Origin of the sequence: Streptomyces fumanus, from assembly GCF_014655295.1 — a bacterium.
In the GTDB taxonomy this organism is placed as follows: domain Bacteria; phylum Actinomycetota; class Actinomycetes; order Streptomycetales; family Streptomycetaceae; genus Streptomyces; species Streptomyces fumanus.
Window position 1 is genome coordinate 17482 of record NZ_BNBI01000024.1, and the last position, 23553, is coordinate 41034.

A 23553-nucleotide genomic window follows, 5' to 3' on the forward strand; every position below is an offset into this window, starting at 1 on the left:
GCTTGCCAAGACCATCGTCACCGCGCCGCGGTCTCGTCCGGGTTTCGCACTCCGCTGGAGGAGCGGCCGTCCGCCGAGGTCAGATGGCGAGTCCGGCCACCCGCAGGGCGTGCACCAGGTCCCAGTGGGTTTCCTCGGAGACGTCCCGGGCGGCGCGCAGCAACAGCGGTACCAGGCGCGGCGGGTCGGGTTCGGCGCTCAGCGCGGCCTCCCGCGGGGCGTGGCCCCGGACATAGGCGTCGAGCAGCACCCGGGCCTCGCGGTCGCGGCCCTCGGCGACCAGGGCGAGCACGCCGTGCCCGATCTCGGCGGCGGGGCGGGCGGTGCCGTGCCGCAGGATCTGCTCGCCGTCGGTGCGGTGGCCGGCCGCGGTGAGCGCGTCGGCGGCGGCGACCAGGCGCCCGGCGGGCAACGAGGCCGCCTCCCACAGCAGGGTCGCCCAGTCGGCGCCGAGCCCGGCCTCGCGCAGCGCGGCGGCGAGCAGCGGGAGACGGGCGGCGGGCCAGTGCGCGGCCTCCGCCAGCAGGGCGTGCGCCTCACCGGTCCGCCCGGCCCGGCGCAGCCCGGCCAGTCGCGCCACGGCCCCGGCGACCGCCGCCCGGCCGTCACCGGTCACCGGCTCCACCGGGGCGGGCCGCTCGGGCGGCTCGTCCGCCGCCCCGGCGAACCGCGCCCCGCGCGGGGCGCGCGCACCGGCGGACGGCACGGCGACGGGGGGTACGACGGCGGGCGGTACGCCGGCGGGCGCGTCCCACTCCCCCGCCGCAGCCCCGGCGAAGCGGGCGCCGCCCTGGGTGCGCCTGCGGGGTTTGCGGTGCGTGTCGGGGCGCGGGGCGGGGTCGGACGGTGTGCGCGGACGGGGGTCGGGGCGGGCGTGGGCCGGTGTGCCGCCCTCGTCGTCCCCCTCCGGCCGGGCCGGCCGGTCCAGCCGGTCCAGCCGGTCCAGCCGTGCCCGCAGTTCCGCGCAGCGGGCCGTCGCGCGGGTGTGGTCGTCGCGGGCCCAGGAGAGGTCGAGGCGGAGGGCGTCGGCCTCCGCACGGCTGGTCGCGGCGGCGAGGCGGCGGCTGAGCGCGGCCTGCCGGTCGGCGGCGTACCGCTGCTCGCGGAGCATCACGTCGAGCCGGTCCGCGAGGGCGTCCCGGGCGCCGGGCAGGGCGTCCCGGGCGGCGAGCGCGGCGTCGTGCAGGGCGCGGGCCCGGCCCGTCTCCGCGGCGGCCGTCGCGGGCGCGTACCGGGCGGCGAGGTCCCGCAGCAGCGCCTCCACCACGTCCCAGGGCGGCACCTCGCGCCCGTCGAGACAGGCCCGCATACCGTCGGGGTCGCGCTGCCAGAACACCCCGCACCAGCCGTCGCCCTGGTCCAGGCGGTCCAGCAGATCCGTCAGGTAGTGCGCGAACTCCCGTACCCGGCCCGGCAGTTGTTCCACGGCCATCGATCGACTCCCACCCCACTGGAGCATCCGGTCCGGTCGGTAGGGAACACCAGCCGTGTTACGGCGCGGCTACGGGGAGTTTTCGGCGGGCGACCTCGGGGCGCCCGCCGGCCTCCACCGATCCGGCCGCCGCCGGCCCGCCGCCGTGCTCGGCGCGCCCGCCGACGTCCTCCGATCCGCCCGCCGCCCGCGCCCGTACTCCTCGGCGGGCGCTGCGGATGCCCGGGTGCGGCGATCGTGCCAAGGTGGTCAGGAGCGCGCCCCGGCGGTGTGTAACCGGCTCCGCCCCGGGTTACCCGGCCCCGGCACGTCGACCAGCGAGGGCGTCCCGGACCGGCGCGGGACGCCGGATGGGAAGGCCATGACCAGCGGCTTCACCGGACCGGGGGACTACGACCCCTTCGCAGAGTTCTTCGCCCGCTTCTTCGGCGGACCGCGCCAGGGTCCCCGCCGGATCGACATCGGCCGGCTGCTCAGCCAGCCGGCCCGGGAGCTGGTGCGGGGCGCCGCCCAGTACGCCGCCGAGCACGGCAGCCGGGACCTGGACACCGAGCACCTGCTGCGGGCGGCGCTGTCCAAGGAACCGACCCGGAGCCTGCTCAGCCGGGCCGGCGCCGACCCCGACTCGCTCGCGTCGCAGATCGACGAGCGGACCGGCCCGGCGCAGCACAGCCCCGCCGACGCCCCGCCGCCGACCTCGCTCTCCCTGACCCCCGCGGTCAAGCGCGCCCTGCTGGACGCGCACGAGCTGGCCCGCGCCTCCGGCACCGGGTACATCGGCCCGGAGCACGTGCTCAGCGCGCTGGCCGCCAATCCGGACTCGGCCGCCGGGCACATCCTGAACGCCGCCCGGTTCGCGCCCTCGGGCCTGCCGCCGGAGGCCCCGGAGGCCGGGCCGGCCCGCCCGGAGGCCCAGCGGACCTCGAACACCCCGACCCTGGACAAGTACGGCCGGGACCTCACCGACCTCGCCCACCAGGGCCGGATCGACCCGGTGATCGGCCGGGACGACGAGATCGAGCAGACCGTCGAGGTCCTCTCCCGCCGGGGCAAGAACAACCCGGTGCTCATCGGTGACGCCGGGGTCGGCAAGACCGCCATCGTGGAGGGGCTGGCCCAGCGGATCACCGACGGGGACGTGCCGGACATACTGATCGGGCGGCGCGTGGTCGCCCTCGACCTGACCGGTGTGGTGGCGGGCACCCGCTACCGGGGGGACTTCGAGGAGCGGCTGAACAGCATCGTCGGGGAGATCCGCGCCAACTCCGACCACCTGATCATCTTCATCGACGAGTTGCACACGGTGGTCGGCGCGGGCGGCGGCGGGGAGTCCGGTTCGATGGACGCGGGCAACATCCTCAAGCCCGCCCTGGCCCGCGGCGAGCTGCACATCGTCGGCGCCACCACCCTGGAGGAGTACCGCCGGATCGAGAAGGACGCGGCGCTGGCCCGCCGCTTCCAGCCGATCCTGGTGCCCGAGCCGACCACCGTCGACGCCATCGAGATCCTGCGCGGCCTGCGCGACCGGTACGAGGCCCACCACCAGGTCCGCTACACCGACGAGGCGCTGGTGGCGGCGGTGGAGCTGTCCGACCGCTATCTCACCGACCGGCGGCTGCCGGACAAGGCGATCGACCTGATCGACCAGGCCGGTGCCCGGGTGCGGCTGCGGGCCCGGACCAAGGGCACGGACGTACGGGCCATGGAGCGCGAGGTCGAGCAGTTGGTCCGGGACAAGGACCAGGCCGTCGCGGACGAGCAGTACGAGCAGGCCATGCAGTTGCGGGACCGGATCACCGAGCTGAAGCAGCGGATCTCCGAGCAGGGCGGCGACGGCCTGGCCGACGAGGGCCAGAACCTGGTCGTCGGCCAGGAGGCCATCGCGGAGGTGGTGTCCCGGCAGACCGGCATCCCGGTGGCCAGCCTCACCCAGGAGGAGAAGGACCGCCTGCTCGGCCTGGCGGAGCACCTGCACGAACGGGTGGTCGGGCAGGACGAGGCGGTCCGGGTGGTGTCGGACGCCGTACTGCGCTCCCGGGCCGGGCTGTCCAGCGCCGACCGGCCGATCGGCAGCTTCCTGTTCCTCGGCCCGACCGGTGTCGGCAAGACCGAGCTGGCCCGCGCGCTGGCCGAGGCCCTGTTCGGCAGCGAGGACCGCATGGTCCGCCTCGACATGAGCGAGTACCAGGAACGGCACACCGTCTCCCGGCTGGTCGGCGCCCCGCCCGGGTACGTCGGCCACGAGGAGGCCGGGCAGCTCACCGAGGTGGTCCGCCGCCACCCGTACTCGCTGCTCCTGCTGGACGAGGTGGAGAAGGCGCACCCGGACGTCTTCAACATCCTGCTCCAGGTCCTGGACGACGGGCGGCTCACCGACGCACAGGGCCGCACGGTCGACTTCACCAACACGGTGGTGGTGATGACCAGCAACCTGGGCTCGGACGTGATCACCCGCCGGGGCGCCACCCTGGGCTTCGGGCCGGGCGGCGCCGAGGCGGACGAGGAGGCCCGGCGCGAGCAGGTGCTGCGTCCGCTGCGCGAGCACTTCCGGCCGGAGTTCCTCAACCGCATCGACGAGATCGTGGTCTTCCGCCAGCTCAGCGGCGAGCAGTTGCGGCAGATCACCAGCCTGCTGCTGGAGCAGACCCGGCGGATGGTCGCCGCCCAGGGCATCACCGTGGACTTCACCGACGCGGCCGTGGACTGGCTCGCCGAACGCGGCTACCAGCCCGAGTACGGCGCCCGCCCGCTGCGCCGCACCATCCAGCGCGAGGTGGACAACGAGCTGTCCCGCCTCCTCCTGGACGGCCGGGTCGCCCAGGGCGGCCGGGTGACGGTGGACGTGGAGGACGGACGCCTCGTCTTCACCACGCCGGGCGCGACAGCTCCCTAGGGGCGCGGGGAACCGCGCGCCAAGCCACCACGTCACCGCACGGCACGACTCACCGAGCGGGCCGCACCACCATCGCCGACCCGCCCCCACGCCGCACCGTCTCCGCCGCGGCCAGCCACCGCCCGTCCGGCAGACGCTGCACCCCGGTCGCCGCGCCGATCTCGGGATTCACCTTGAACGCGTGCCCGAGCGCCGCCAACCGCGCCCGCAGCGGACTGTCGTACAGCCCGGGCTCCAGCTCCGTCTGCGCCGCGTTGCGCTGGCTGGCGCGGGGCGCGGCGATCGCGTCGACCAGCGGCAGCCCCCGGTCGAGGAAACCGGTGAGGGTCTGCAGCACGGTGGTGATGATGGTCGCGCCGCCGGGCGAGCCGACCGCGACGACCGGCTTGGCGTGCCGGTCGAGCACGATGGTGGGCGCGATGGAGGAGCGCGGCCGCTTCCCGGGGCCGGGCAGGTTCGGGTCGTGGACCGCGGGATTGGCGGGGGCGAAGGAGAAGTCGGTCAGCTCGTTGTTGAGCAGGAAGCCCCGGCCGGGGACGGTGATGCCGCTGCCGCCGGTCTGCTCGATGGTGAGCGTGTAGGCGACGACGTTGCCCCACTTGTCGGCCACCGTCAGGTGCGTGGTGTTCTCCCCCTCGTACGTCGTCGGCGCCGCGGTGCCGCCGGGCGCGCAGGACGCCGGGTGCCGCGGGTCGCCGGGCGCGAGGGGGCTGGTGAGCACCGCGTCGTCCCGGATCAGGCAGGCGCGTGAGTCGGCGTACCGCTGGGAGAGCAGTTCCTCCGTCGGTACGTCCTCGAAGGCGGGGTCGCCGACCCAGCGCCCCCGGTCGGCGAAGGCGATACGGCTGGCCTCGATGTAGCGGTGCAGGTACTGGGCCTCGCTCGCCCTGGAGAGGTCGGTGCGCTCCAGGATGTTGAGGGCCTCGCCGACGGTGGTGCCGCCGGAGGAGGACGGGGCGATGGAGTACACGCCCAGGCCCCGGTACGAGGTCCTGGTCGGCGCCTGGAGCTTGGCGCGGTAGGCCGCGAGGTCCTTGGCGGACAGGTCGCCGGGGCGGGCGTTCCAGTTGGAGCCGGGGTCCACGGGCGGCTTGTTGACGGTGTCGACGATGTCCTGGCCGAGGTCGCCCCGGTAGAGCGCGTCGACGCCCTCCCGGCCGAGTTCACGGTAGGTGCGGGCCAGGTCGGGGTTCTTGAACGTGGAGCCGACGGCCGGGAGTTCGCCGCCCGGCAGGAACAGCTCGGCGGTGTCGGGGAAGTAGCGGAACCGGGTCTCGTTGGCGGCGGTCTGCGACCGGAAGGTCTCGTCGACGGTGAAGCCGTCGCGGGCCAGCTTCTCGGCCGGTTTCAGCACCGTGCCCAGTGACCGGCTGCCCCACAGGTCGAGGGCCTTCTCCCAGGTGGCGGGCGTGCCGGGGGTACCGACGGCGAGGCCGCTGCTGACGGCGTCGGCGAACGGGATCGGCTTGCCGTCCTCCAGGAACAGCCCGGCGTCGGCGGTGCGCGGCGCGGTCTCCCGGCCGTCGATGGTGCGCACGGTACGGGACTTGGCGTCGTAGTACACGAAGTAGCCGCCCCCGCCGACGCCGGCGGAGTAGGGCTCGGTGACGCCGAGCGCGGCGGCGGTGGCGACGGCGGCGTCCACGGCGTTGCCGCCCTTGCGCAGGACCTCGATGCCGGCGGCGGAGGCGTCCGCGTCGACGCTGGCGACCGCGCCGCCGTACCCGGTGGCGACCGGGACCTTCGCGGCCGGCCCGGGACGCGCCGCGGCGACGGGTGGCGCGGTCGCGCCCACCGACACGACGGCGGCCGAGACCGCCAGAACCGTCAGCTTCCGTGTGACAGGACGACGCATCCGCACCTCCAGGGAAACAGCCCGTCCGGGCAGCTTAGTTCATCGCCATGACCTCGTCAGGAACCCGCCGGACACGGTCGCGCCCCCCGGGCGTCGACGGACGGGCGGTCCGCCGCCCGGATGGCGGCGGAGCCCGGCCGGCCGCCGGCCGGCCGGGCTCCTCGGGGTCACGCCGCGGTGGCCGGGAACCTCAGAAGGACAGGCTCCAGCCGTCTAGGTATCCGGGGTCGACGGTGAAGATGCCGGGAGTGTTGTCGGTGACGCGCAGCTTCCACGTGCCGTTGGCGGGCAGGGCCGACGCGTCCACGGTGAACGTCTGGTGGAGTTCCGTGCCGTAGTCCCAGACGAAGTCCTTCACCAGGATCACCGTGCCGTCCTCGGCGACGAGGTCGATCACCTGTCCGCCGATGAAGTCGTGGACGAGGTCGACGGTCACCTTGAGGTCGGCGGGCGCCTTGCCGGTCCGCCCCGTGACGGTGATGGGTGACTCGACGGTGACCCAGTTGGGGATGTCGACCCGGGCCGGATTGATGAAGAAGTCCCCTCCGGAGGCCAGCACGGACCAGGTGAAGGCCAGGGCGCGGGTCTCCGCGGCGGAGTTCGTGACGGTGACGACCGTGGAGAAGTCGCCCGCCGTCGTCGGGGTTCCGCTGATGACCCCGGTGGCGGTGTCGATGCTCAGTCCGGCGGGCAGGCCGGTCGCGGCGTAGGTGAGAGCGCCCGGACGGGTCGAGACCGCGTCGATCCGCAGTCCGGTGGGCTGGCCGACCGCGGACTTCTGGGTGGACGGGACGACGGCCGCGATGTTGTTGACGTACGAGGGGCCGACGTTGACGGCGGCCCAGGCATTGCCGACCGCCGTGTACGCACCGTCGTCCACGCCGAAGAGGTCCGCCGCGGCCCGGAGGGTGGCGGCGCGGGCGCCCGCGTAGTCGGTGCGGCTGGTCATGTAGACCGTCAGGGCCCGGTACCAGATGGCGGCGGCGTTCTCGATGCCGATGCCGGCGACCGGGTTGCCGTCGTAGGTGGGGCTGTCGTAGGCGACGCCGTTGATGGTCTTCCGGCCGCTGCCTTCGGCGAGCAGGTAGAAGAAATGGGTGCCCACCCCGGAACTGAAGTGCGGGTCGAGCTTCTTGGTCTCGGAGCTCCAGTAGTCCTGGGACGTCCCCTTGGAGGAGGCGTCCTTGGAGGGCTGGTCCATGTACCGGATCGGCCGGCCGGTGCCGCGCAGGTCGATCAGCTCGGCCATGGTGTAGTCCGGCGTGTCCAGCGGGTTGTCCGCGGCGAACTCCACGGCTGCGGCCATGATGTCGCTGGTCGCCTCGTTGAGGCCGCCCGACTCACCCGAGTAGTACAGGTTCGCGGTGGTGTAGGTGACGCCGTGGGTCATCTCGTGGGCCGCGATGTCCAGGGACGTCACGGGCCGGGCGTCGCCGATGCCGTCACCGTAGGTCATGCAGAAGCAGAGGTCGTCCCAGAAGGCGTTGGCGAATCCGCTGCCGTAGTGGACCCGGGAGCGGGCTCCCACCCCGTCGCCGGCTATGCCGTTGCGGCCGAACCGGTCCCGGTAGAAGTCCCACGTCTTCTGTGCGCCGTACGCGGCGTCCACGGCAGCCGTCTGCTCGTGGGCGGCGGTGCCGTCGCCCCAGCGGTCGTCGTCGTCGGTGAGCAGGCTCAGTGTGTTGTCCGGGGCGTACGAGTAGGTCCGGTGGTTACCGCGCGCCGGGTCGGTCAACTCGTACGCGGTGCCGTTGTGGACCGAGCCGATCCGCACCGGGCCGCTGTACTGGCTCCGGCCCTCACCGGCGTGGATCTGCTCCGCGCTGTGCAGTCGCTCGCCGGTGGTGGCGTCGGTCACCACCTGGAGGCGGCTCGGGGTGCCGTCCTGCTGGACGCCGGTGACGAACGTCTCCCAGGCGAGGACGGGTTCGCCGGAGCCCGCCCAGACGACCTGACGGGGGGCCTGCGCGGCGGTGGCCCCGGCGGTTCCCTGCTCCTTGCCCGCTGCCAGCGCCTCCTTCTTGGCGGTGCCGACGGTGACGGTGGGCTTGACCGTGTCGACGGCGATCCGCGCCGAGGTGGCTCTGGTGACGGTCTGGGAGTCGCCGTGCTGGTGGACGACCAGGTCGCCGCCGAGCACCGGGAGCCCGGCGTAGGTGCGCTCGTAGCGGGTGTGGACGGTGCCGTCCGCGTCCTTGACGACGTCTCTCGGCAGGAGCTTCTCACGGTCGCCGAGCTTGAGCCGGCGGGCGGTGGCGGCACCGTCATCGGCGGCCGACTTGAGCAGCTTCTTCCGTTCTTTCGCGGAGAGTTCGACGCTTCCGGACCCGGGCTCGGGCCGGACCTCGATCCGCCGGGGTGCCCGGTCGTCGTCCGCGGCGAAGGCGGCCGGGCCCGCAGCCGTGGTGACGGGGAGCAGGAGCGCTCCCACGGCGAGCGCCGCGGTCAGGGCCGCGCGCCTGCGCGGAGCGGCAGCGCTCCGGACACGGCGGGACCTGGATATCGGGAAGGGTCTTAACGATGGCTGTCTGTCAGTCATTTCGGCAGCTCTCCCTGTGTCCGGCCGTACGGGTGACGGCCGGTGGCAACGCTTTCAAACAATGAAGCGAACAGGGAGAGCGCAAAGGCCAGTTGTCCTGAACTCATCGACTGACCGATCGAGCGGTCAACACACCAGAACAGGAACCCACCTCAGGCGACAATTTCCCACATGGGGCCTTTGACCAGTGCTTTCGACGACGCAACCGCGCCACACGGATCTCTTCGCACCGCCGGCGGGCGCCCCCGCAGCCCACCGTGAGCCGGGATCTCCTTTGCGCCACCCTCGAATCCCCATGTCACCTGACGGTCATTCAATTGTCACAGGACGAAGGACGAGCGGACTTTTTCCTTCTTCATCCTCAACTACTTGAAGGGGGGGGCGCCGCGAGCCGCCGTGCCCGGCAAGGGCGCCGCGGGGTCCGTACCCCACCCGCCGGCGCAAGCTGACCTTCTCCCCGGCAGGAGGAGTGATCTGCGGCTCGGCGCCGGGCGGGTCCGGGTCCGTGGGGCGCCCCGCGGCTGCCCAGCCGCGTCCTGGCTGCCGCAACGTACCGAGCGCGGGCGGCGCCTCGCACCCGACACGCACCTTCCGGGCATAAGCCGTATTTACGGCCGGTGGGGTCGGACCGTCGTACCACGGCCGCGCCGCACGCCGGTGCCCCGCGCGTCAGTTCTCCGCGACCTCCGCGTACACCTGGGACAGCTCGGGCGCGCCGCTGGCCGCCCACTCGTGTCCGGCGGCGACGACGTCGAACTCCCGGCCGGAGGCGAGCCGGACGACCGGGTGGCCGTCCGCCCACAGGTGCCAGGCGGCCCCGGGCACGGTCCGGACGATGACGGTGCCCAGGTAGAGACCGGCGTCGTTGCCGAGCCGGTGCAGGTCCTCCTCGTCGTCCCGCCAGCGCGGCACCACCTGGTCGAGCTCCTCCAGCGACGCCGGGGAGTCGTCCAGCCGGACGCCGTCCCGGGCGGCCTGGGAGCGGAGCAGTTCGCACTCGGCGAGCAGATCGGCGATGCCCTCCGGGTCCAGTGCCCCGGGGTCCTCGCGCCGCCTGCCCAGAAAGGGGATGTTCATGTTCTCAGCCTGTCATTCGTACGGCCGTACGCACCACAGGCGCGCGGGTCTTCGCTTCCGGTGGAGTTCATCGCCCGTTACGGCATGGCGTGTTGACCCGTTCCGGGACGCTTCCTAGCTTCTCGGTGCGGCTGTCCGTCGAACGGGAGGAGCCGGGGGTGGTCCGGTGGGTTCGTGGTGGGGCGCTCACGCTCGCGCTGCTGGTGCTGCTGGGCCCCGCCGCCCCCGCACCGGCCGCGGAGGGGCGGGGCGCGGGGGGCCGGGGTGCCGAGCGGCCGGCCGCCGAGGGGCGGGGCGCGGCGGGGCGCCCGCTGGAGCGGTACTTCGACAACCGGGCCGTCAGCGACGACGCCCGGCCCGGCCTGGCCGACTTCGACGGCGCGGGCGCCTCCCTGCCGGCCCGGGACCTGGCCGCCGCGGGCTGGACGCCGGGCCGCGTGCTCACCGTGCAGGGGGCCCGGCTGACCTGGCCGGCCCGGCGCCCGGGCGAGCCGGACAACGTACGCGCCGCCGGGCAGCGGGTCCGGCTGGCCGGGCGCGGTGACGCCCTGGCGTTCCTGGTCGCGGGCACCTCGGGCACCGAGGTGGGCGGCCGCGGCGAGGTGGAGTACGCGGACGGCGGCCGCTCGGCGTACACGCTGACCGCCCCGGACTGGCGCACCGGCCCGCTCGCCACCAAGGCCGTCGCCCTGCCGCACATCAACACCCCGTCCGGCCGGCTCGCCGAACGGGCCCGGCTGTACGTGGTGACGGTGCCGGTCGCGCCCGGCCGCGCGGTGGCCTCGGTGCGCCTGCCGCACGCGCCCGGCCTGCACGTGTTCGCGCTGTCGGTACGGGATTCCTCGCGGGGCTGGACGGGGAGCTGGGCGGCGTCGGCGTCCGGGTATCCGGCGGTGGGTCCGTGGGCGGACCGGACACTGCGGCTGGTGGTGCGCGCCTCGGCCGGCGGGTCCCGGGTGCGGGTGCGGTTCGACAACACCTTCGCGGCGGCGCCGGTACGGATCGGCGCCGCGACCGTGGCGGTGCGGGCGTCCGGCGCGGCGGCGCGGGGCAGACCGGCGGCGCTGTCGTTCGGCGGCGCGGACGGGGTGGTGATCCCGGCCGGGGCGCAGGCATACAGCGACCCGCTGCGCTTCACGGTCCCGGCCGGTGCGGACCTGCTGGTCAGCTTCCATCTGCCCCGGCGGGTGGCGGCGCTGCCGGTGCACCGGCTGGCGGTGCAGCGGTCGTACCTGAGCGGGGCGGGCGACCACACGGCGGACGCCTCGGGGAACGCGTACACCCCGGCCCTGCGCAACTGGCCGCTGCTGGCCGGGGTGGACGTCGGGGGCGGGCCCGGGTCGGTGGTGCTGCTCGGGGACTCGATCACCGACGGCGACCGGTCGACCGTGGGCGCGAACCGGCGCTGGCCCGACGTACTGGCCCGGCGGCTGCGGGCGCAGCGCGCGGTGCCGCGCTACGGGGTGCTCAACCAGGGCGTCTCCGGCAACCGCGTGGTCACCGACCGCTACCCCGGCGACGGGGTCTCGGCCGACCAGTCCGGGGTGAGCGCCGTGCACCGCTTCGACCGCGATGTCCTCGCCCAGACCTCGGCGCGGACGGCGGTCGTCTTCGAGGGCGTCAACGACCTGCTGTCGGGCACCGACGCGCGGAGCGTGATCGCGGGCCTGCGCGACCTCGCCGAGCGGGGGCGGGCCAGGGGGCTGCGGATGCTCGGGGCGACGGTCCTGCCCTGCGGGGGCCGGTCGGGGTGCACGGCCGCCGTGGACGCCGAGCGGGCCGAGGTCAACGCCTGGATCCGCGGCTCCGGGGCCTTCGACGCGGTGCTGGACTTCGACGCCGTGCTGCGCGACCCGGCCGACCCGGACCGGATGCGGGCCGGCTACGACAGCGGCGACCACCTGCACCCCGGCGACCCGGGCCTCGCGGCCCTCGCCCGGTCGGTGGACCTGCGGCTGCTGTCCCCGTGACCCCGGCCGGCCGGGAATCCGGTGACGTGAACCGGTGCCGCGCGGCGGTCGGGCGGCGCGGCTCCGGCCCGGGCCGCTACACGTCGAGGTCCACCACGACGGGGGCGTGGTCGGAGGCGCCCTTGCCCTTGCGCTCCTCGCGGTCCACGTAGGCGTCGGTGACGGCCTTGGCGAACGGCTCGTTGCCGTAGACCAGGTCGATGCGCATGCCGCGGTTCTTGGGGAAGCAGAGCTGGCGGTAGTCCCAGTACGTGTACGGGTGGTCGTACTTCAGGGGGCGCGGGACCACGTCGGTGAGGCCGGCCTCGCGCAGGCCGGCCAGGGCGGCGCGCTCGGCCGGGGTGACGTGGGTGGAGCCCTCGAAGGCGGCGCGGTCGTAGACGTCGTCGTCCGTCGGCGCGACGTTGTAATCGCCCAGCACCGCGAACGGGCGGCTGCCCGCGGCGTCGCCGGCGACGGCGGCGCGCAGGGCCTCGAACCACTGGAGCTTGTACGCGTAGTGGGGGTGGTCCACCTCGCGGCCGTTGGGCACGTACACCGACCAGACGCGGACCGGCCCGCAGGTGGCGGAGACCGCGCGGGGCTCCTGGACGCCGTCGTAGCCGGGGTCGCCGGGCAGGCCCTTGACCACGTCGTCGAGGCCGACGCGGCTGAGCACCGCCACCCCGTTCCACCGGCCGGTGGCGTGCACGGCCGCCTCGTAGCCCTGGTCGCGCAGCGCGTCGAACGGGAACTGCTCCTCGGCGACCTTGGCCTCCTGGAGGCAGAGCACATCGGTGCCGCTGCTCTCCAGCCAGGCCAGCAGCCTCGGCAGACGGGCGGTGATCGAGTTCACGTTCCAGGTCGCGATACGCATGTCCCACAACCTACCCGCCGCCACCGACAACACCGTCTCAGACCTGTGCGGTCTCCCCCGGCGCCAGCCGCAGGTGCTCCGCGCCGCCGCCGAGCGCGCCGATCTGCCGGTCGTAGATGGGCCGGGCGAGGTCGGTGAGCAGGGCGTCGTGGATGTCGTACGCCCGCCGCGGCCGGACCTCGCGGACGTACTCGATGACCTCGGAGATCTTGTTCCAGGGGGCCATCACGGGCAGCATCAGCGTCTCGACCGGGGTGCCGGGGACGGTGAGGGCGTCGCCGGGGTGGAAGACCTTGCCGCCGTCGATCAGATAGCCGACGTTGGTGATCCGCGGGATGTCCGGGTGGATCACGGCGTGCAGCTCACCGTGGACCTGGACGTCGAAGCCGGCGGCGGTGAAGGCGTCGCCGTGGCCGACGGTGTGCACCCGGCCCGGGAACGCGGCCGAGAGCTGCTCGGCGACCGCGCGCAGCGTCCAGATCTCGGTGGCCGGGTCGGCCTCCAGCGCGGCGCGCAGCCGGGACTCGTCGAAGTGGTCGGGGTGCTCGTGGGTGACGAGGATCGCGTCCGCGCCGAGCGCGGCGTCCGCCTCGCTGAAGCCCCCGGGGTCGAGGACGAGGGTCCGTCCGTCCTTCTCCAGGCGGACGCAGGCATGGGACATCTTCGTGAGCTTCATGCCTCCATCCTGACCCCGGGGCCCGCACGGGTCACTCGGAGGGGGTGGTCTCCTCCAGCACGACCTGCTGGGCGACGCGGAACGCACGGCTCGCGGCCGGTACCCCGCAGTAGACGGCGGCCTGGAGGAGCACCTCCTTGATCTCGTCCGGGGTGAGCCCGTTGCGCAGCGCCGCCCGCACGTGCGGGGCCAGTTCCTCCAGGTGACCGCCCGCGATCAGCGCGGTCAGGGTGACGCAGCTCCGGGTGCGGCGGTCCAGGCCGGGCCGGTCCCAGACCTCGCCCCAGGCGTACCGGGTGAGCAGTTCCTGGAAGTCGCCGGCGAAGTCGCCGGCCTCGGCCAGCACCCGGTCGACGTGCGCGTCGCCGAGCACCTCGCGGCGGACCCGCATGCCGGTCTCGTACCGGTCGGGCCGGCCCTGGGTGTGCGGCGGGGCCACGGGCGGGGCGATCTCGGCGACCGGCGCGGACTGCGGCGGTACGACGGCCGGGGCCGGCTTGGGCGGCACGGGCGGCATGACGGTCTGGCCGGTGGCGTCGGCGGCGGGCTGCCAGGCGGTGCCGAAGTGCCGGACCAGGAGGTCGGTGACGGCGGCGGGCTGCTCGACCGGCACCAGGTGGGAGGCGCCGGGGACGACGGCGAGCCGGGAGTCGGGGATGCCGGCCACCAGGGTACGGGCCTCGGCGGGGCCGGTGACCCGGTCCTCGGAGCCGACCAGAACGAGGGTGGGCACGCCGACCCGGCCCAGTTCGTGCCGTACGTCGAAGGAGGCGAGCGCCTCGCAGGCGGCGATGTAGCAGCCGGGGTCGGTGGTGCGGACCATCTGCACCGCCCACTCGGTGATCGCGGGCTGCGCGGCGGCGAACCCGCCGGTGAACCACCGATCGGGCGAGCTGCGCGCGATGGGGTCCAGCCCGTTGGTCCGCACGATCACTCCGCGCTGCCGGAACTCGTCGGCGGTCCCGAACCGCGGCGAGGCGGCGATCAGCGCGAGGGAGGCGAGCCGCTCGGGATGCCGCAGCGCCAGCTCCACTCCGACCGCGCCGCCGAGCGCGCAGCCCGCGTACCCGAAGCGGTGCACGCCGAGACCGTCCAGCGTGGCCAGCAGCCGCGTCGTGAGGTCGCCGACGGAACCGGCCGGGCGGGCGGGCGCGCCGCCGTGCCCCGGCAGATCGAACCGGAAGACCCGCCACTGCTGCGCCAGCTCGGGCACCTGGCGGTCCCACATGTGCCATGTGGTACCCAGTGAGGGACCGAGGATCAGGACCGGGGCGTCTTCTGGCCCGTCAAAGCGGTATTGCAGGGTGTTCGACGGTGTCTCACTCACGCCTGGCACCCTCTCACGTCTGACGGACGCCCCTGTAACGCGGGGTACGGGGAGCCTGTCCGACCAGGTTGAAGACCTCGCGGGCGGCATACCTCTCAGCCGGGTGAAGACGTCAGCACGCGCACCGGCACCTTCGCGATGGAGCTGACCTCGCTCTGGCGCGTTGACCGCCGAAGGTGGTCAATTGCGGCGGAGGATGGCTGCGTTGAGGGCGGTGGCGAAGGCGCACCACGCGGTGTACGGGAGGAGGGCTCGGGCCGCCGTGGGGTCGACGCGGGCGGTGCGGCGGAGGAGTGAGGCGTTGCTGAGGTCGAGCGCCAGCGTGCCCGCCAGTCCCGCGCGAGTGTTGTGGCAGCGGTAGAACAGCCAGGTCCAGCCCGCGTTCAAGGCGAGGTTCACCCCGAAGCCGGCGGCGACGCGAACGCGTTCGGGGCCGCGTGTCCGGCCGAGCGCGTGGCCGCCGGCGAAGGCGACGGTGGCGTACAACGGGGTCCACACCGCGCCGAAGGCCCACGGCGGCGGCTGCCAGGAGGGTTTGCGCAGGGACCGGTACCAGGCGCTGTCCGGGTCGACCGCCGCCGCACCGGCCGCCGCGGCGACGGTCACGGCGGCCGCGGCGGCGCCGTACCGCCGCCACCGTCCGCCGCGAGCCTCGTCCTCTTCGCTGAAGGTCATGTCCGTGTGCCTTCCCCGCCGCGGCCCGTCTACGGCCACCGGCCGCTCACCGCACCTCGCCCTTGACGTACTCGTTGAGTGCCTGGCCGGGACGCAGGCGGGGCTGGGCGCCCTCGACGTGGAAGTCACCGAAGCCGAGGACGGTGACGATCTCGCCGCGTCTGAGGCCGTCCGCGATGGCCCCGGGCACGGTGACCGTGCCGAACAGCGCGTCCACCACCCGTTCGACCTCCGCCGGGCTCAGCTCCTCCCCCGTCTCCGCGGTCTTGCGGACGGTCGCCTCGATCAGCGCGTTTTTGTCCATGACGCTCCTTTTGAATGCGGTACGGGTGTTGGTGAGGGACGTCAGTCCGTCAGGCGCCGGTCGGTGACGACCGGCAGCTCCGGCGTCATCGAGCGGGCCCGCTGCCACATGCCGGCCGCCTGCACGGCGGGGCGCTGCTGCTCGCCGTGCAGGGCGTTGAGGACGCCCGGGCAGCCGGTGAGGGCGGGCACCACCCACTGGGCGGCCAGCGAGGTGGCGCTGCGCCGTGCCGCTGTCGATGGGGTCCTCGGCCGCCTTCTCGGCGTCCCGGGGATCGGTGGAGGCGGTGAGCGTGATCTTCTTGCCGAGGGCCCCGGTGTAGGCGGTGGCGGCCAGGGCGGCGCCGGTGACGACGGTCTTGGCGACGGTGGCGGCGGCCACGCCCCGCTGGGCGGCGACGCGGGGCGCGTTCGCGGCGAGCAGCCCGCCGCTGCCGCACAGGTGCGCATCGATCGCGGCGCCGCTCACGGGCGTCCACGTCGCCCGGCCGGTACTGGCGACGCGGACGCCGGCGGCCCACATGCCGCCCTCGGCCCGCGCGGCGCCGTTGAGCCCGACGGCGCCCATGAGGGACCCGCCGAGCCAGGCGGCCAGCGCCCGTGGTCGTGCAGGCTGCGCATCAGGGTCGTACGTTGGGCCATAGGGGTTCCTCGGAAGGCGGCTCGGGAGCACGACGGACCGCCCGTCGCCTTGCCCACCGTCCCTCACCCACTTCGGGGCCGCCATTCCATCTGGTACGAACGGGCCCGGTCCGGGTCAGCCCCCGGAGCGCAGGCCGGGGACGATGGCGTCGACGATCAGTTGGACCGCCCCGCGGCGGAACGCGTCCCCGTTATGTCTCCCGCGGTCCTGCAAGAGGACCGCCGGCCTCCGGGCCCGGCGTTGTCCCCCGGTCGAACCGATGACCTGGGGGTGGTGTCACCGGGCCCGTGAGGCGCCGTTGGAGACGCTGATGAGAGGTCCGACTACCGTCTGGCCTGGCCCGTGTCTCCTCCCCCAACGCGTCACTGTGCTCCAACCTCCGCGCGGGAGGCCGGAAGGCCAGGGTCACCAGCGCCACGGCCGCCGTCACGAGGAACGCGGTCCGCACGCTGTAGTGGTCCGCCACCGCTCCAAGGGTGGCGGGCCCCGTCAAGGTCCCGATGCCGAGTGCCAGGACGGTCGCGCTGAAACCGGTCGACGGCTGTTCTGGGAAGACCCGGTAGCTCCACAGCGCGAGCAGCGAGGACGTGGCCATGAAGGTCGGCCCGTACAGGACGGCCGAAGCGAGGACCGCGGGGAGAGCGCCGGGAGCCAGCCCCAGCAGCGCGATCGCGGCCGCCAGCGCGATGAACAGCACCGCTTGGCCGAGTCGCAGCCCCAGCCGTACGAAGAAGGCGCCGGCGAAGACGCTGCTGATCCCGGCCAGCCCCATGATCGTCCAGAACAGCGGCGCCATCGGGGAGTCGTCTCCCGCCGCGTCCGATACGGCCTCCAGGGCGAAGGCCCAGTAGAAGGCCCCGATGAGACCGTAGACGAACGCGGTGAGATACAGCGTCGCGGACGCCGGGCGCAGGAACCAGCGCACGGTGACGGTCTTCCCGTCGCCGTTCCCCTTGCCTTCATGGCGTCCGGCGGGCAGGACCCGTGCCGCGTACCAGGCCATCGCCAGCGCGACGAGCGCGAACCCGAACCAGGCGTACCGCCAGTCGGCTCCCCGGGTGACCAGGGCGAGCGGCCCGGCCAGGGTGACACCGAAGGCGGTACCGCTGGGGATGAGAGCCATGACCCGTTCGCGGGTGCGGTCCGGCAGCAGGCGGTCGGCGGTGTCGGAGAACGGCGCCCAGGAGAAACCCGAGGCCATTCCCGCCACCACGAGCCCCACGACGAGGACCCACGTGGTCTGGGCCACCGCCACGGTCACCATGCCGACCCCCGCCGACACTCCTGCCGCGACCACCATCGGGCGGGGACCCAGACGCGAGACGAGTGCCCCGACCAGCAGCAGCGCCACCACGTACCCGACGTACGACACGCTGTTGATCAGACCGAGGACCGACGTCGAAAGTCCGAACCGGTCACGCAGGTCAGGGAGGAAAAGCCCGTAGCCGTACCGGGCGAAACCGTACGCCACGGCCTGGGCCGCCACACCCACCCCGCCGACCTGCCAGGCTAAACGCGATGCAGAGGGTTCACGCCCGCTCACGTGGTCACTCCTCGAGTTCGGGGCGATCCGGAACGCCCCGGTTATCCAGTTGCAGCCCTCATACACCGGGGAGAGGCCAGCCGTGTACCACGGTGCGGCGATGGCACATGGCCGCCTTGTCAGCGCGGCCGACGGAGGAAGTCCAAGAGTGTGGCGGTCAGTTCGGCCGGTGCGTCCTCCTGGACCAGGTGACCGGCACCGGCGATCAACTCCAGTCGCGCGCCGGGGATCCGGGTGGCCAGTTCCCGTCCCCGCGCCACGGGGATCCAGGTGTCCTCCTCGCCCCAGCAGACCAGCACGGGGATGTCGAGCTTGCCGTACTGGTACTGGACCTCGTCGGTGTGGCGCTGGTCGGCCTGGTCCATCTGACGGTAGAAGGCTGCCTGACCGGGCTCGTCCAGCCAGGGCTGGACGAGCCGTTCCAGGACGGCGGGACGAAGGCCGACGCTGCTGGCACAAGGTTTCCGCGTTCGGCCCAGCCAACGGACGGGCTGCGCGACGTTCTGGCGTCACCGGCGCCCCTCCACAAGCGGACCGGCTTCGAGGCGACTTATTGCAAGTAAGATGCAACAACGCTTGATGAGCAAGAGGAGGGTGAGGTCCGATGATGGCCCGACGGATACAGGTAGCCGCTGCCGCAGCGGCGCTGCTCACGGGGGTCACCGCCTGTTCGGCTCCCCACGGGGGCACGGACGATGCCGGGGCAGCCGATTCCCTTGTCATCGGGGTGGCCTCCGAGCCGGACACCCTCAGCCCCCTCCTCGGCTACGGCAAGGACGGCAACTCGAAGATCTTCGACGGCCTCCTCGCCCGCGACACCCACCTGAAGCTGAGACCGGCCCTGGCGAAGGCGCTGCCCAAGGTCACCGACAGCGGGCTCACGTACACCTACACCCTCCGCGACGGCGTGAAGTTCAGCGACGGCGAGCCGCTGACCTCCGCCGACGTGGTCTTCACGTACGACACGATCCTCGACGCCAAGACCAACAACGCCAGCCGCACCGAGCTGGACGCCGTCAAGGACGTGCGGGCGGACGGCGATGACAAGGTCGTCTTCACCCTCAAGTACCCGTATGCGCCCTTCGCCGGCCGTACGGTGCTGCCGATCGTGCCCGAGCACATAGCCAAGGGGCAGGATCCCAACACCGGCGCCTTCAACACCGAGCCGGTCGGCACCGGGCCGTACGTCCTGTCCGGCTGGAGCAAGGGCGAGAAGCTCACCCTCAAGGCCAACCCCCATTACTGGGGCGGCGCGCCCAAGGTGAAGAAGGTGACCATGGCGATCGTCAAGGACGACGACGTGCGCGCCACCCGGCTTCGCTCCGGCGACCTCGACGGCGCGGTGCTCCCGCCCAACCTCGCCGCGACCTTCAAGAACGACGGGGCCAGGAAGACCTACGAGGCGAAGACCTACGACTTCCGCGCCGTCGCCCTCCCCACCGCGAACAAGGTCACCGGGGATCGCGCCATCCGCCAGGCCCTGGACGCCGCCGTGGACCGCCGGACCATGGTCGACGAGATCCTGGACGGCGCCGGCCGTCCCGCGTACGGTCCTCTGCCCGTCGACGACCCCTGGTTCGCCCAGGGCATCGAACGCGAGCAGGACCTCGCCAAGGCCCGGCACATCCTCGACCGGGCGGGCTGGAAATCCGGCGAGGACGGCATCCGCGCCAAGGACGGGCAGCGGGCCTCCTTCACCCTCCTCTACCCCTCCGGCGACAAAGTCCGCCAGGACCACGCCCTCGCCTACGCCTCCGACGCGAAGAAGACCGGCATCGAGGTGAAGGCACAGAGCGCCACCTGGGAGGTCATCGAGCCGCGGATGAAGGACACCGCCGTGCTCGCGGGCTTCGGCAACAACGGCGACCCCGACTACGGCCTCTACACCCTGCTGCACTCCTCCCTCGCCGGTGACGGCTTCAACAACATGGCCCGCTACGACAGCCCGGTTGTGGACAAGGCACTCGACACCGGCCGCCGCAGCTCGGACGCGGCGATCCGGAAGGCCGCCTACGACAGCCTCCAGCGCGAACTGGTGAAGGACCCCGGCTACACCTTCCTCACCCACATCGACCACGTCTACGTCCTCGCCGACCACTGGGACGGACTGACCACGCAGGTCGAGCCGCACGAGCACGGCTTCGCCAGCGGCCCGTGGTGGAACCTCGCGGCCTGGGAGCCGAAGAAGTGACGTCCTCCCTGCCCTGGGGAGCGATGGCACGCCTGGTGGGGCGGCGACTGCTGTTCGCCGCACCCATCCTCCTCGTCGTGACCTTCGGCGTCTTCGCGATCGCCGCCGCCTCCCCCTTCGACCCCGTCAAGGCGTACGCGGGCACGGCCGCCCTGGGCGCGGACGCCGGGACCCTGGAGCGGCTGCGGGAGAACCTCGGTGTGGACGAGCCGTTCGCCTCCCGCTGGTGGAACTGGCTGACCTCCGCCCTCAGCGGCGACCTCGGCCAGTCCGCGGTCATGCGACAGCCGGTCGCCCAAGTCATCGCAGAACGCCTCGTGTGGTCCACGCTGTTGTGTGCCGTCGCCTTCGCGGTGGCCGTGCTGGCCGGCACCGCGCTCGGAGTGCTGGCGGCCCGACGTCCCGGATCCGCGCTCGACCGCGTCGTCACCTCGCTCGCCTACGCTCTTGAGGCGGCACCCGTCTTCTGGCTCGCCCTGCTGGCCATCTGGTTCTTCGCCCTCCAGTGGGGCGTGCTCCCGGCCGGCGGCCTCACCGACACCGCGAGCGAACAGGTCACGCCGGGGCAGGTCGCGACCCACCTCGTACTGCCCGCCGGCGTGCTCGCCGTCTCCCAACTGCCCTGGTTCACCTTGTACGTCCGCCAGGGCGTCGGGGACGCCCTGGCGGAGGACCCCGTACGCGGCGCCCGCGCCCGCGGGCTGAGCGAGCGCACCGTCCTGCTCGGCCACGCCCTGCGCTCCGGACTGCTGCCCGTCCTCACGCTGATCGGCTCCCGCGTTCCCGAACTCATCACCGGTGCCCTGCTGGTGGAGAGCGTCTTCGGCTGGCCGGGCATCGCGGCGGCCACCGTGGAAGCGGCCACGGCCGTCGACTTCCCGCTGCTCGCCGCGCTGACCACGCTCGCCACCGCCGCCGTACTCCTCGGCAACCTGCTCGCCGACCTGCTCTACGGCCTGTTCGACCCGAGGGTGAAGTTCAGTGACATGTGAATCGCCTTCCAGGCCCACGTGGCGGTCGTACGGCACCGACCGCCGCTCCACCCGCACGGTGCGGGTGCGTCTGTCTGCCGTGCTGGTGACCGCAGCCGTGCTCGCCGTGCTCCTCGTGCCGCCACTGGTGCGACTCGACCAGCAGGCCGTCGACCTCGGCGCGAGGCTGCTGCCGCCGAACTGGTCCCACCCCTTCGGCACCGACGACCTCGGCCGGGACCTGCTCCTGCGCTGCGTCTACGGTCTGCGCGTCTCCCTGCTGGTCGGAGTGGTTGCGGCTTTCACCGCGACCGTGATCGGCACGGTCGTCGGAGCCACCGCGGGAGCACTGGGCGGCTGGGTCGACCGAGGCGTGATGCGGGTGGTCGACACGTTCTCGTCCGTGCCCCATCTGCTGCTCGGGATCTTCATCGTCGCCCTGTTCCGGCCCGGCGTGTGGCCCGTGGTGGTCTCGGTGGCGCTCACCCACTGGCTGTCCACCGCCCGTATCGTACGCGCCGAAGTGCTCTCCCTGCGCTCGCGGCCGTACATCGACGCGGCCGTGTCCGGGGGCGCGTCCCGGTGGCGGGTGGCGGTACGGCATCTGCTGCCCGCCGTGCTGCCGCAGGCCGCGCTCGCCGCCGTCCTCATGGTGCCGCACGCCATGTGGCACGAGTCGGCCCTGTCCTTCCTCGGGCTCGGCCTGCCCACCCACACCGCCAGCCTCGGCACCCTCATCCAGGGTGCCCGGGGTTCACTGCTCGCCGGGCAGTGGTGGCCCACCCTCTTCCCCGGCCTGTTCGTCATCGTCCCGACCCTCGCCATCGCCGGTCTCGCCGGAGCCTGGCGGGAGCGGATCAACCCCCGCCGCCGATCGGAGCTGATGCTGTGACCAGCCGACCCCCTGTTCTGTCGGTCCGCGGGCTGTCGGTGCGCTTCCTCATGCCCGGCGGGCGGCGGATCGCCGCCGTCACCGACGCCCACTTCGACGTGGCGGCCGGCGAATGCCTCGCCCTCATCGGCGAGAGCGGCTGCGGCAAGTCCGTCCTCGCCTCCGCCCTCCTCGGCCTCCTCCCCGCCAACGCCCAGGCAGCGGGCGAGGCCCGCCTCGGCTGCCTGGATCTGCTCACCGCGGACGAGCGCACTCTCGCCCGCAGGGTGAGGGGGCGCCTGATCGGGCTCATCCCGCAGAGCCCGGCCGCGCACCTCACTCCCGTGCGTACGGTCCGCTCCCAACTGGAAGAGACCGTCGCGGCGTTGACCGGCACCCGAGGACGGGCGGCCGTACGTGTGGCGTCCGAGACGGCCGCCGAGCGCGCCGCCTTCCCCACCGGCCACCTCGACAGCCACCCGCACGAGCTCTCCGGCGGCCTCGCCCAGCGCGCCGCCACCGCCCTCGCCCTCGTCGGCGGCGCACCGCTGCTGCTCGCCGACGAACCGACCACCGGTCTCGACCGCGACCTGGTGGACCACACGGTGGACGAACTACGGCGCCACGTCGACTCCGACGACCACGAGGACGGCACCGGCCGGGCCCTGCTGATGATCACCCACGACCTCATGGCCGCCGAACGCATCGCCGACCGGGTGGCCGTGATGTACGCGGGCCGCATCGTCGAACTCACCGACGCCCGAACGTTCTTCGGCACGCCCGGCCCCCGGCACCCCTACAGCCGCGGCCTGCTCCAAGCACTCCCCCAGCGCGCCTTCACCCCGGTTCCCGGAATGCCACCCGAACTCGGCGACCTCCCCGACGGATGCGCCTTCGCCCCACGCTGCGAGCGCGCCTCCGAAGCCTGCACCGCCCTGCCATCGATGAGCGGCCAAGTCGCCTGTCACCATCCGCACGTACCGGAGGACCTCCGTGCTTGAACTCCGCGCCATCACCGCCGGATACCACACGAAGGCCCCGGTGGTGCGCGGCGCCTCGCTGACCGTCGCGCCAGGTGAGTCCGTCGGTCTGCTCGGCCCCAGCGGCTGCGGCAAGTCCACCCTCGCCCGGGTCGCGGCTCTGCTGCACCGCCCCGACTCCGGCACCCTCCTCCTCGACGGCGAACCCGTACGGAGCTGGCGCCACCGCGCCCCGCGCGCCCAGCGCACCGCCTTCGGCGTGGTCTTCCAGCAGCCGCGCCTCTCCGCCGATCCCCGGCTGCGGCTCACCGACCTGATCGCCGAACCGCTGCGGGCCACCGGCCGCCGCGGTGGTATCGAAGAGCGCGTCTGTGAACTGGCCGCATCCGTCGGCCTCACCCCCGACCTCCTGGACCGCCGTCCCCACGAGGTCAGCGACGGCCAGCTCCAGCGCGCCTGCCTCGCCCGCGCCCTCGCGCTACGCCCGCGCTGGCTGATCTGCGACGAGATGACCGCCATGCTGGACGCCTCCACCACCGCCGCGTTGGTGGCCGCCGTCGAGGACTACCGCGCCACGTCCGGTGCCGGCCTGCTCGCCGTCGGCCATGACCAGGTCCTGCTGGACCGCTGGTGTGACCGCACGATCCATTGGGAGGACGTCACCGGCCGCACCACGCCGACAACGGGACGGCTCCCGCAGGCATCGGGCCGGCGGCAACCGTCCGTTGTGCCGCCTGCCGGTGAACGGTGA

The 23553-nt window shown here is 73.4% G+C and carries 17 protein-coding genes and 2 pseudogenes; 7 read left to right on the forward strand and 12 right to left on the reverse strand.

The features are described 5' to 3' along the window. Window positions 1-79: 79 nt before the first annotated feature. Window positions 80-1432 (reverse strand): hypothetical protein, encoded by a 1353-nt coding sequence (locus tag IE316_RS34265; RefSeq protein WP_190208469.1) that lies wholly within the window; start codon window positions 1430-1432, stop codon window positions 80-82. A gap of 361 nt (window positions 1433-1793) precedes the next feature. On the opposite strand from IE316_RS34265, the gene IE316_RS34270 reads away from it, so the two are divergent. Then, the gene (locus tag IE316_RS34270) at window positions 1794-4325 is read left to right on the forward strand and encodes an ATP-dependent Clp protease ATP-binding subunit (RefSeq protein WP_190208470.1); all 2532 of its coding nucleotides are present in this window, start codon (window positions 1794-1796) and stop codon (window positions 4323-4325) included. Window positions 4326-4374: 49 nt separating this feature from the next. Here the strand turns inward: IE316_RS34270 and ggt are convergent, their stop codons facing one another. The 3 genes from ggt to IE316_RS34285 all read right to left on the reverse strand — a co-directional run bounded on the left by ggt (window position 4375) and on the right by IE316_RS34285 (window position 9796). Continuing rightward, window positions 4375-6180, reverse strand: a complete 1806-nt coding sequence (gene ggt, locus IE316_RS34275) for a gamma-glutamyltransferase (protein ID WP_190208471.1) — start codon at window positions 6178-6180, stop codon at window positions 4375-4377. A gap of 190 nt (window positions 6181-6370) precedes the next feature. Continuing rightward, complete coding sequence (locus tag IE316_RS34280) at window positions 6371-8719, reverse strand: M4 family metallopeptidase (protein ID WP_190208472.1); 2349 nt, start codon at window positions 8717-8719, stop codon at window positions 6371-6373. Window positions 8720-9388: 669 nt separating this feature from the next. Further along, entirely contained in the window at window positions 9389-9796 is a 408-nt protein-coding gene (locus tag IE316_RS34285) for a DUF6278 family protein (protein ID WP_190208473.1), read from the reverse strand. A gap of 158 nt (window positions 9797-9954) precedes the next feature. Between IE316_RS34285 and IE316_RS34290 the strand changes: the two genes are divergently transcribed. After that, window positions 9955-11766 (forward strand): SGNH/GDSL hydrolase family protein, encoded by a 1812-nt coding sequence (locus IE316_RS34290; RefSeq protein ID WP_190208516.1) that lies wholly within the window; start codon window positions 9955-9957, stop codon window positions 11764-11766. A 76-nt stretch (window positions 11767-11842) separates the two neighbouring features. Here IE316_RS34290 and IE316_RS34295 read toward each other — a convergent pair whose 3' ends face one another. From IE316_RS34295 to IE316_RS34330, 8 genes and pseudogenes are all read right to left on the reverse strand, one after another. Further along, on the reverse strand, window positions 11843-12622 hold the full coding sequence (locus IE316_RS34295; protein ID WP_190208474.1) for an exodeoxyribonuclease III: 780 nt from the start codon (window positions 12620-12622) through the stop codon (window positions 11843-11845). Window positions 12623-12659: 37 nt separating this feature from the next. Beyond that, complete coding sequence (locus IE316_RS34300) at window positions 12660-13298, reverse strand: MBL fold metallo-hydrolase (protein WP_190208475.1); 639 nt, start codon at window positions 13296-13298, stop codon at window positions 12660-12662. Between the two features lie 31 nt (window positions 13299-13329). Continuing rightward, entirely contained in the window at window positions 13330-14625 is a 1296-nt protein-coding gene (gene pcaDC / locus IE316_RS34305; protein WP_190208476.1) for a bifunctional 3-oxoadipate enol-lactonase/4-carboxymuconolactone decarboxylase PcaDC, read from the reverse strand. A gap of 180 nt (window positions 14626-14805) precedes the next feature. Beyond that, window positions 14806-15300 carry a TspO/MBR family protein gene (locus IE316_RS34310; RefSeq protein ID WP_190208477.1) on the reverse strand — a complete coding sequence of 165 codons (495 nt, stop codon included), beginning with the start codon at window positions 15298-15300 and terminating at the stop codon, window positions 14806-14808. A 46-nt stretch (window positions 15301-15346) separates the two neighbouring features. Next, entirely contained in the window at window positions 15347-15604 is a 258-nt protein-coding gene (locus IE316_RS34315) for an HU family DNA-binding protein (RefSeq protein WP_190208478.1), read from the reverse strand. 41 nt (window positions 15605-15645) lie between these two features. Continuing rightward, window positions 15646-16245: pseudogene (locus tag IE316_RS34320) on the reverse strand (hypothetical protein). 191 nt (window positions 16246-16436) lie between these two features. Next, a complete protein-coding gene (locus IE316_RS34325) occupies window positions 16437-17789 on the reverse strand; it encodes an MFS transporter (protein ID WP_308438959.1) in 1353 nt (450 codons plus the stop codon). A 119-nt stretch (window positions 17790-17908) separates the two neighbouring features. Beyond that, window positions 17909-18244 (reverse strand): annotated as a pseudogene (locus tag IE316_RS34330) (alpha/beta fold hydrolase); the annotation flags it as partial. Window positions 18245-18393: 149 nt separating this feature from the next. Between IE316_RS34330 and IE316_RS34335 the strand changes: the two are divergent. The 5 genes from IE316_RS34335 to IE316_RS34355 are packed head-to-tail and all read left to right on the forward strand — an operon-like array spanning window position 18394 to window position 23553. Continuing rightward, on the forward strand, window positions 18394-19980 hold the full coding sequence (locus tag IE316_RS34335; RefSeq protein WP_190208479.1) for an ABC transporter substrate-binding protein: 1587 nt from the start codon (window positions 18394-18396) through the stop codon (window positions 19978-19980). 23 nt (window positions 19981-20003) lie between these two features. Continuing rightward, window positions 20004-20972 carry an ABC transporter permease gene (locus IE316_RS34340; RefSeq protein ID WP_190208480.1) on the forward strand — a complete coding sequence of 323 codons (969 nt, stop codon included), beginning with the start codon at window positions 20004-20006 and terminating at the stop codon, window positions 20970-20972. Next, on the forward strand, window positions 20962-21843 hold the full coding sequence (locus IE316_RS34345) for an ABC transporter permease (RefSeq protein WP_190208481.1): 882 nt from the start codon (window positions 20962-20964) through the stop codon (window positions 21841-21843). The genes IE316_RS34340 and IE316_RS34345 overlap by 11 nt, the downstream gene beginning before the upstream one ends. Next, on the forward strand, window positions 21840-22823 hold the full coding sequence (locus IE316_RS34350) for an ABC transporter ATP-binding protein (protein ID WP_373311398.1): 984 nt from the start codon (window positions 21840-21842) through the stop codon (window positions 22821-22823). The genes IE316_RS34345 and IE316_RS34350 overlap by 4 nt, the downstream gene beginning before the upstream one ends. Continuing rightward, on the forward strand, window positions 22816-23553 hold the full coding sequence (locus tag IE316_RS34355) for an ABC transporter ATP-binding protein (protein ID WP_190208482.1): 738 nt from the start codon (window positions 22816-22818) through the stop codon (window positions 23551-23553). The genes IE316_RS34350 and IE316_RS34355 overlap by 8 nt, the downstream gene beginning before the upstream one ends.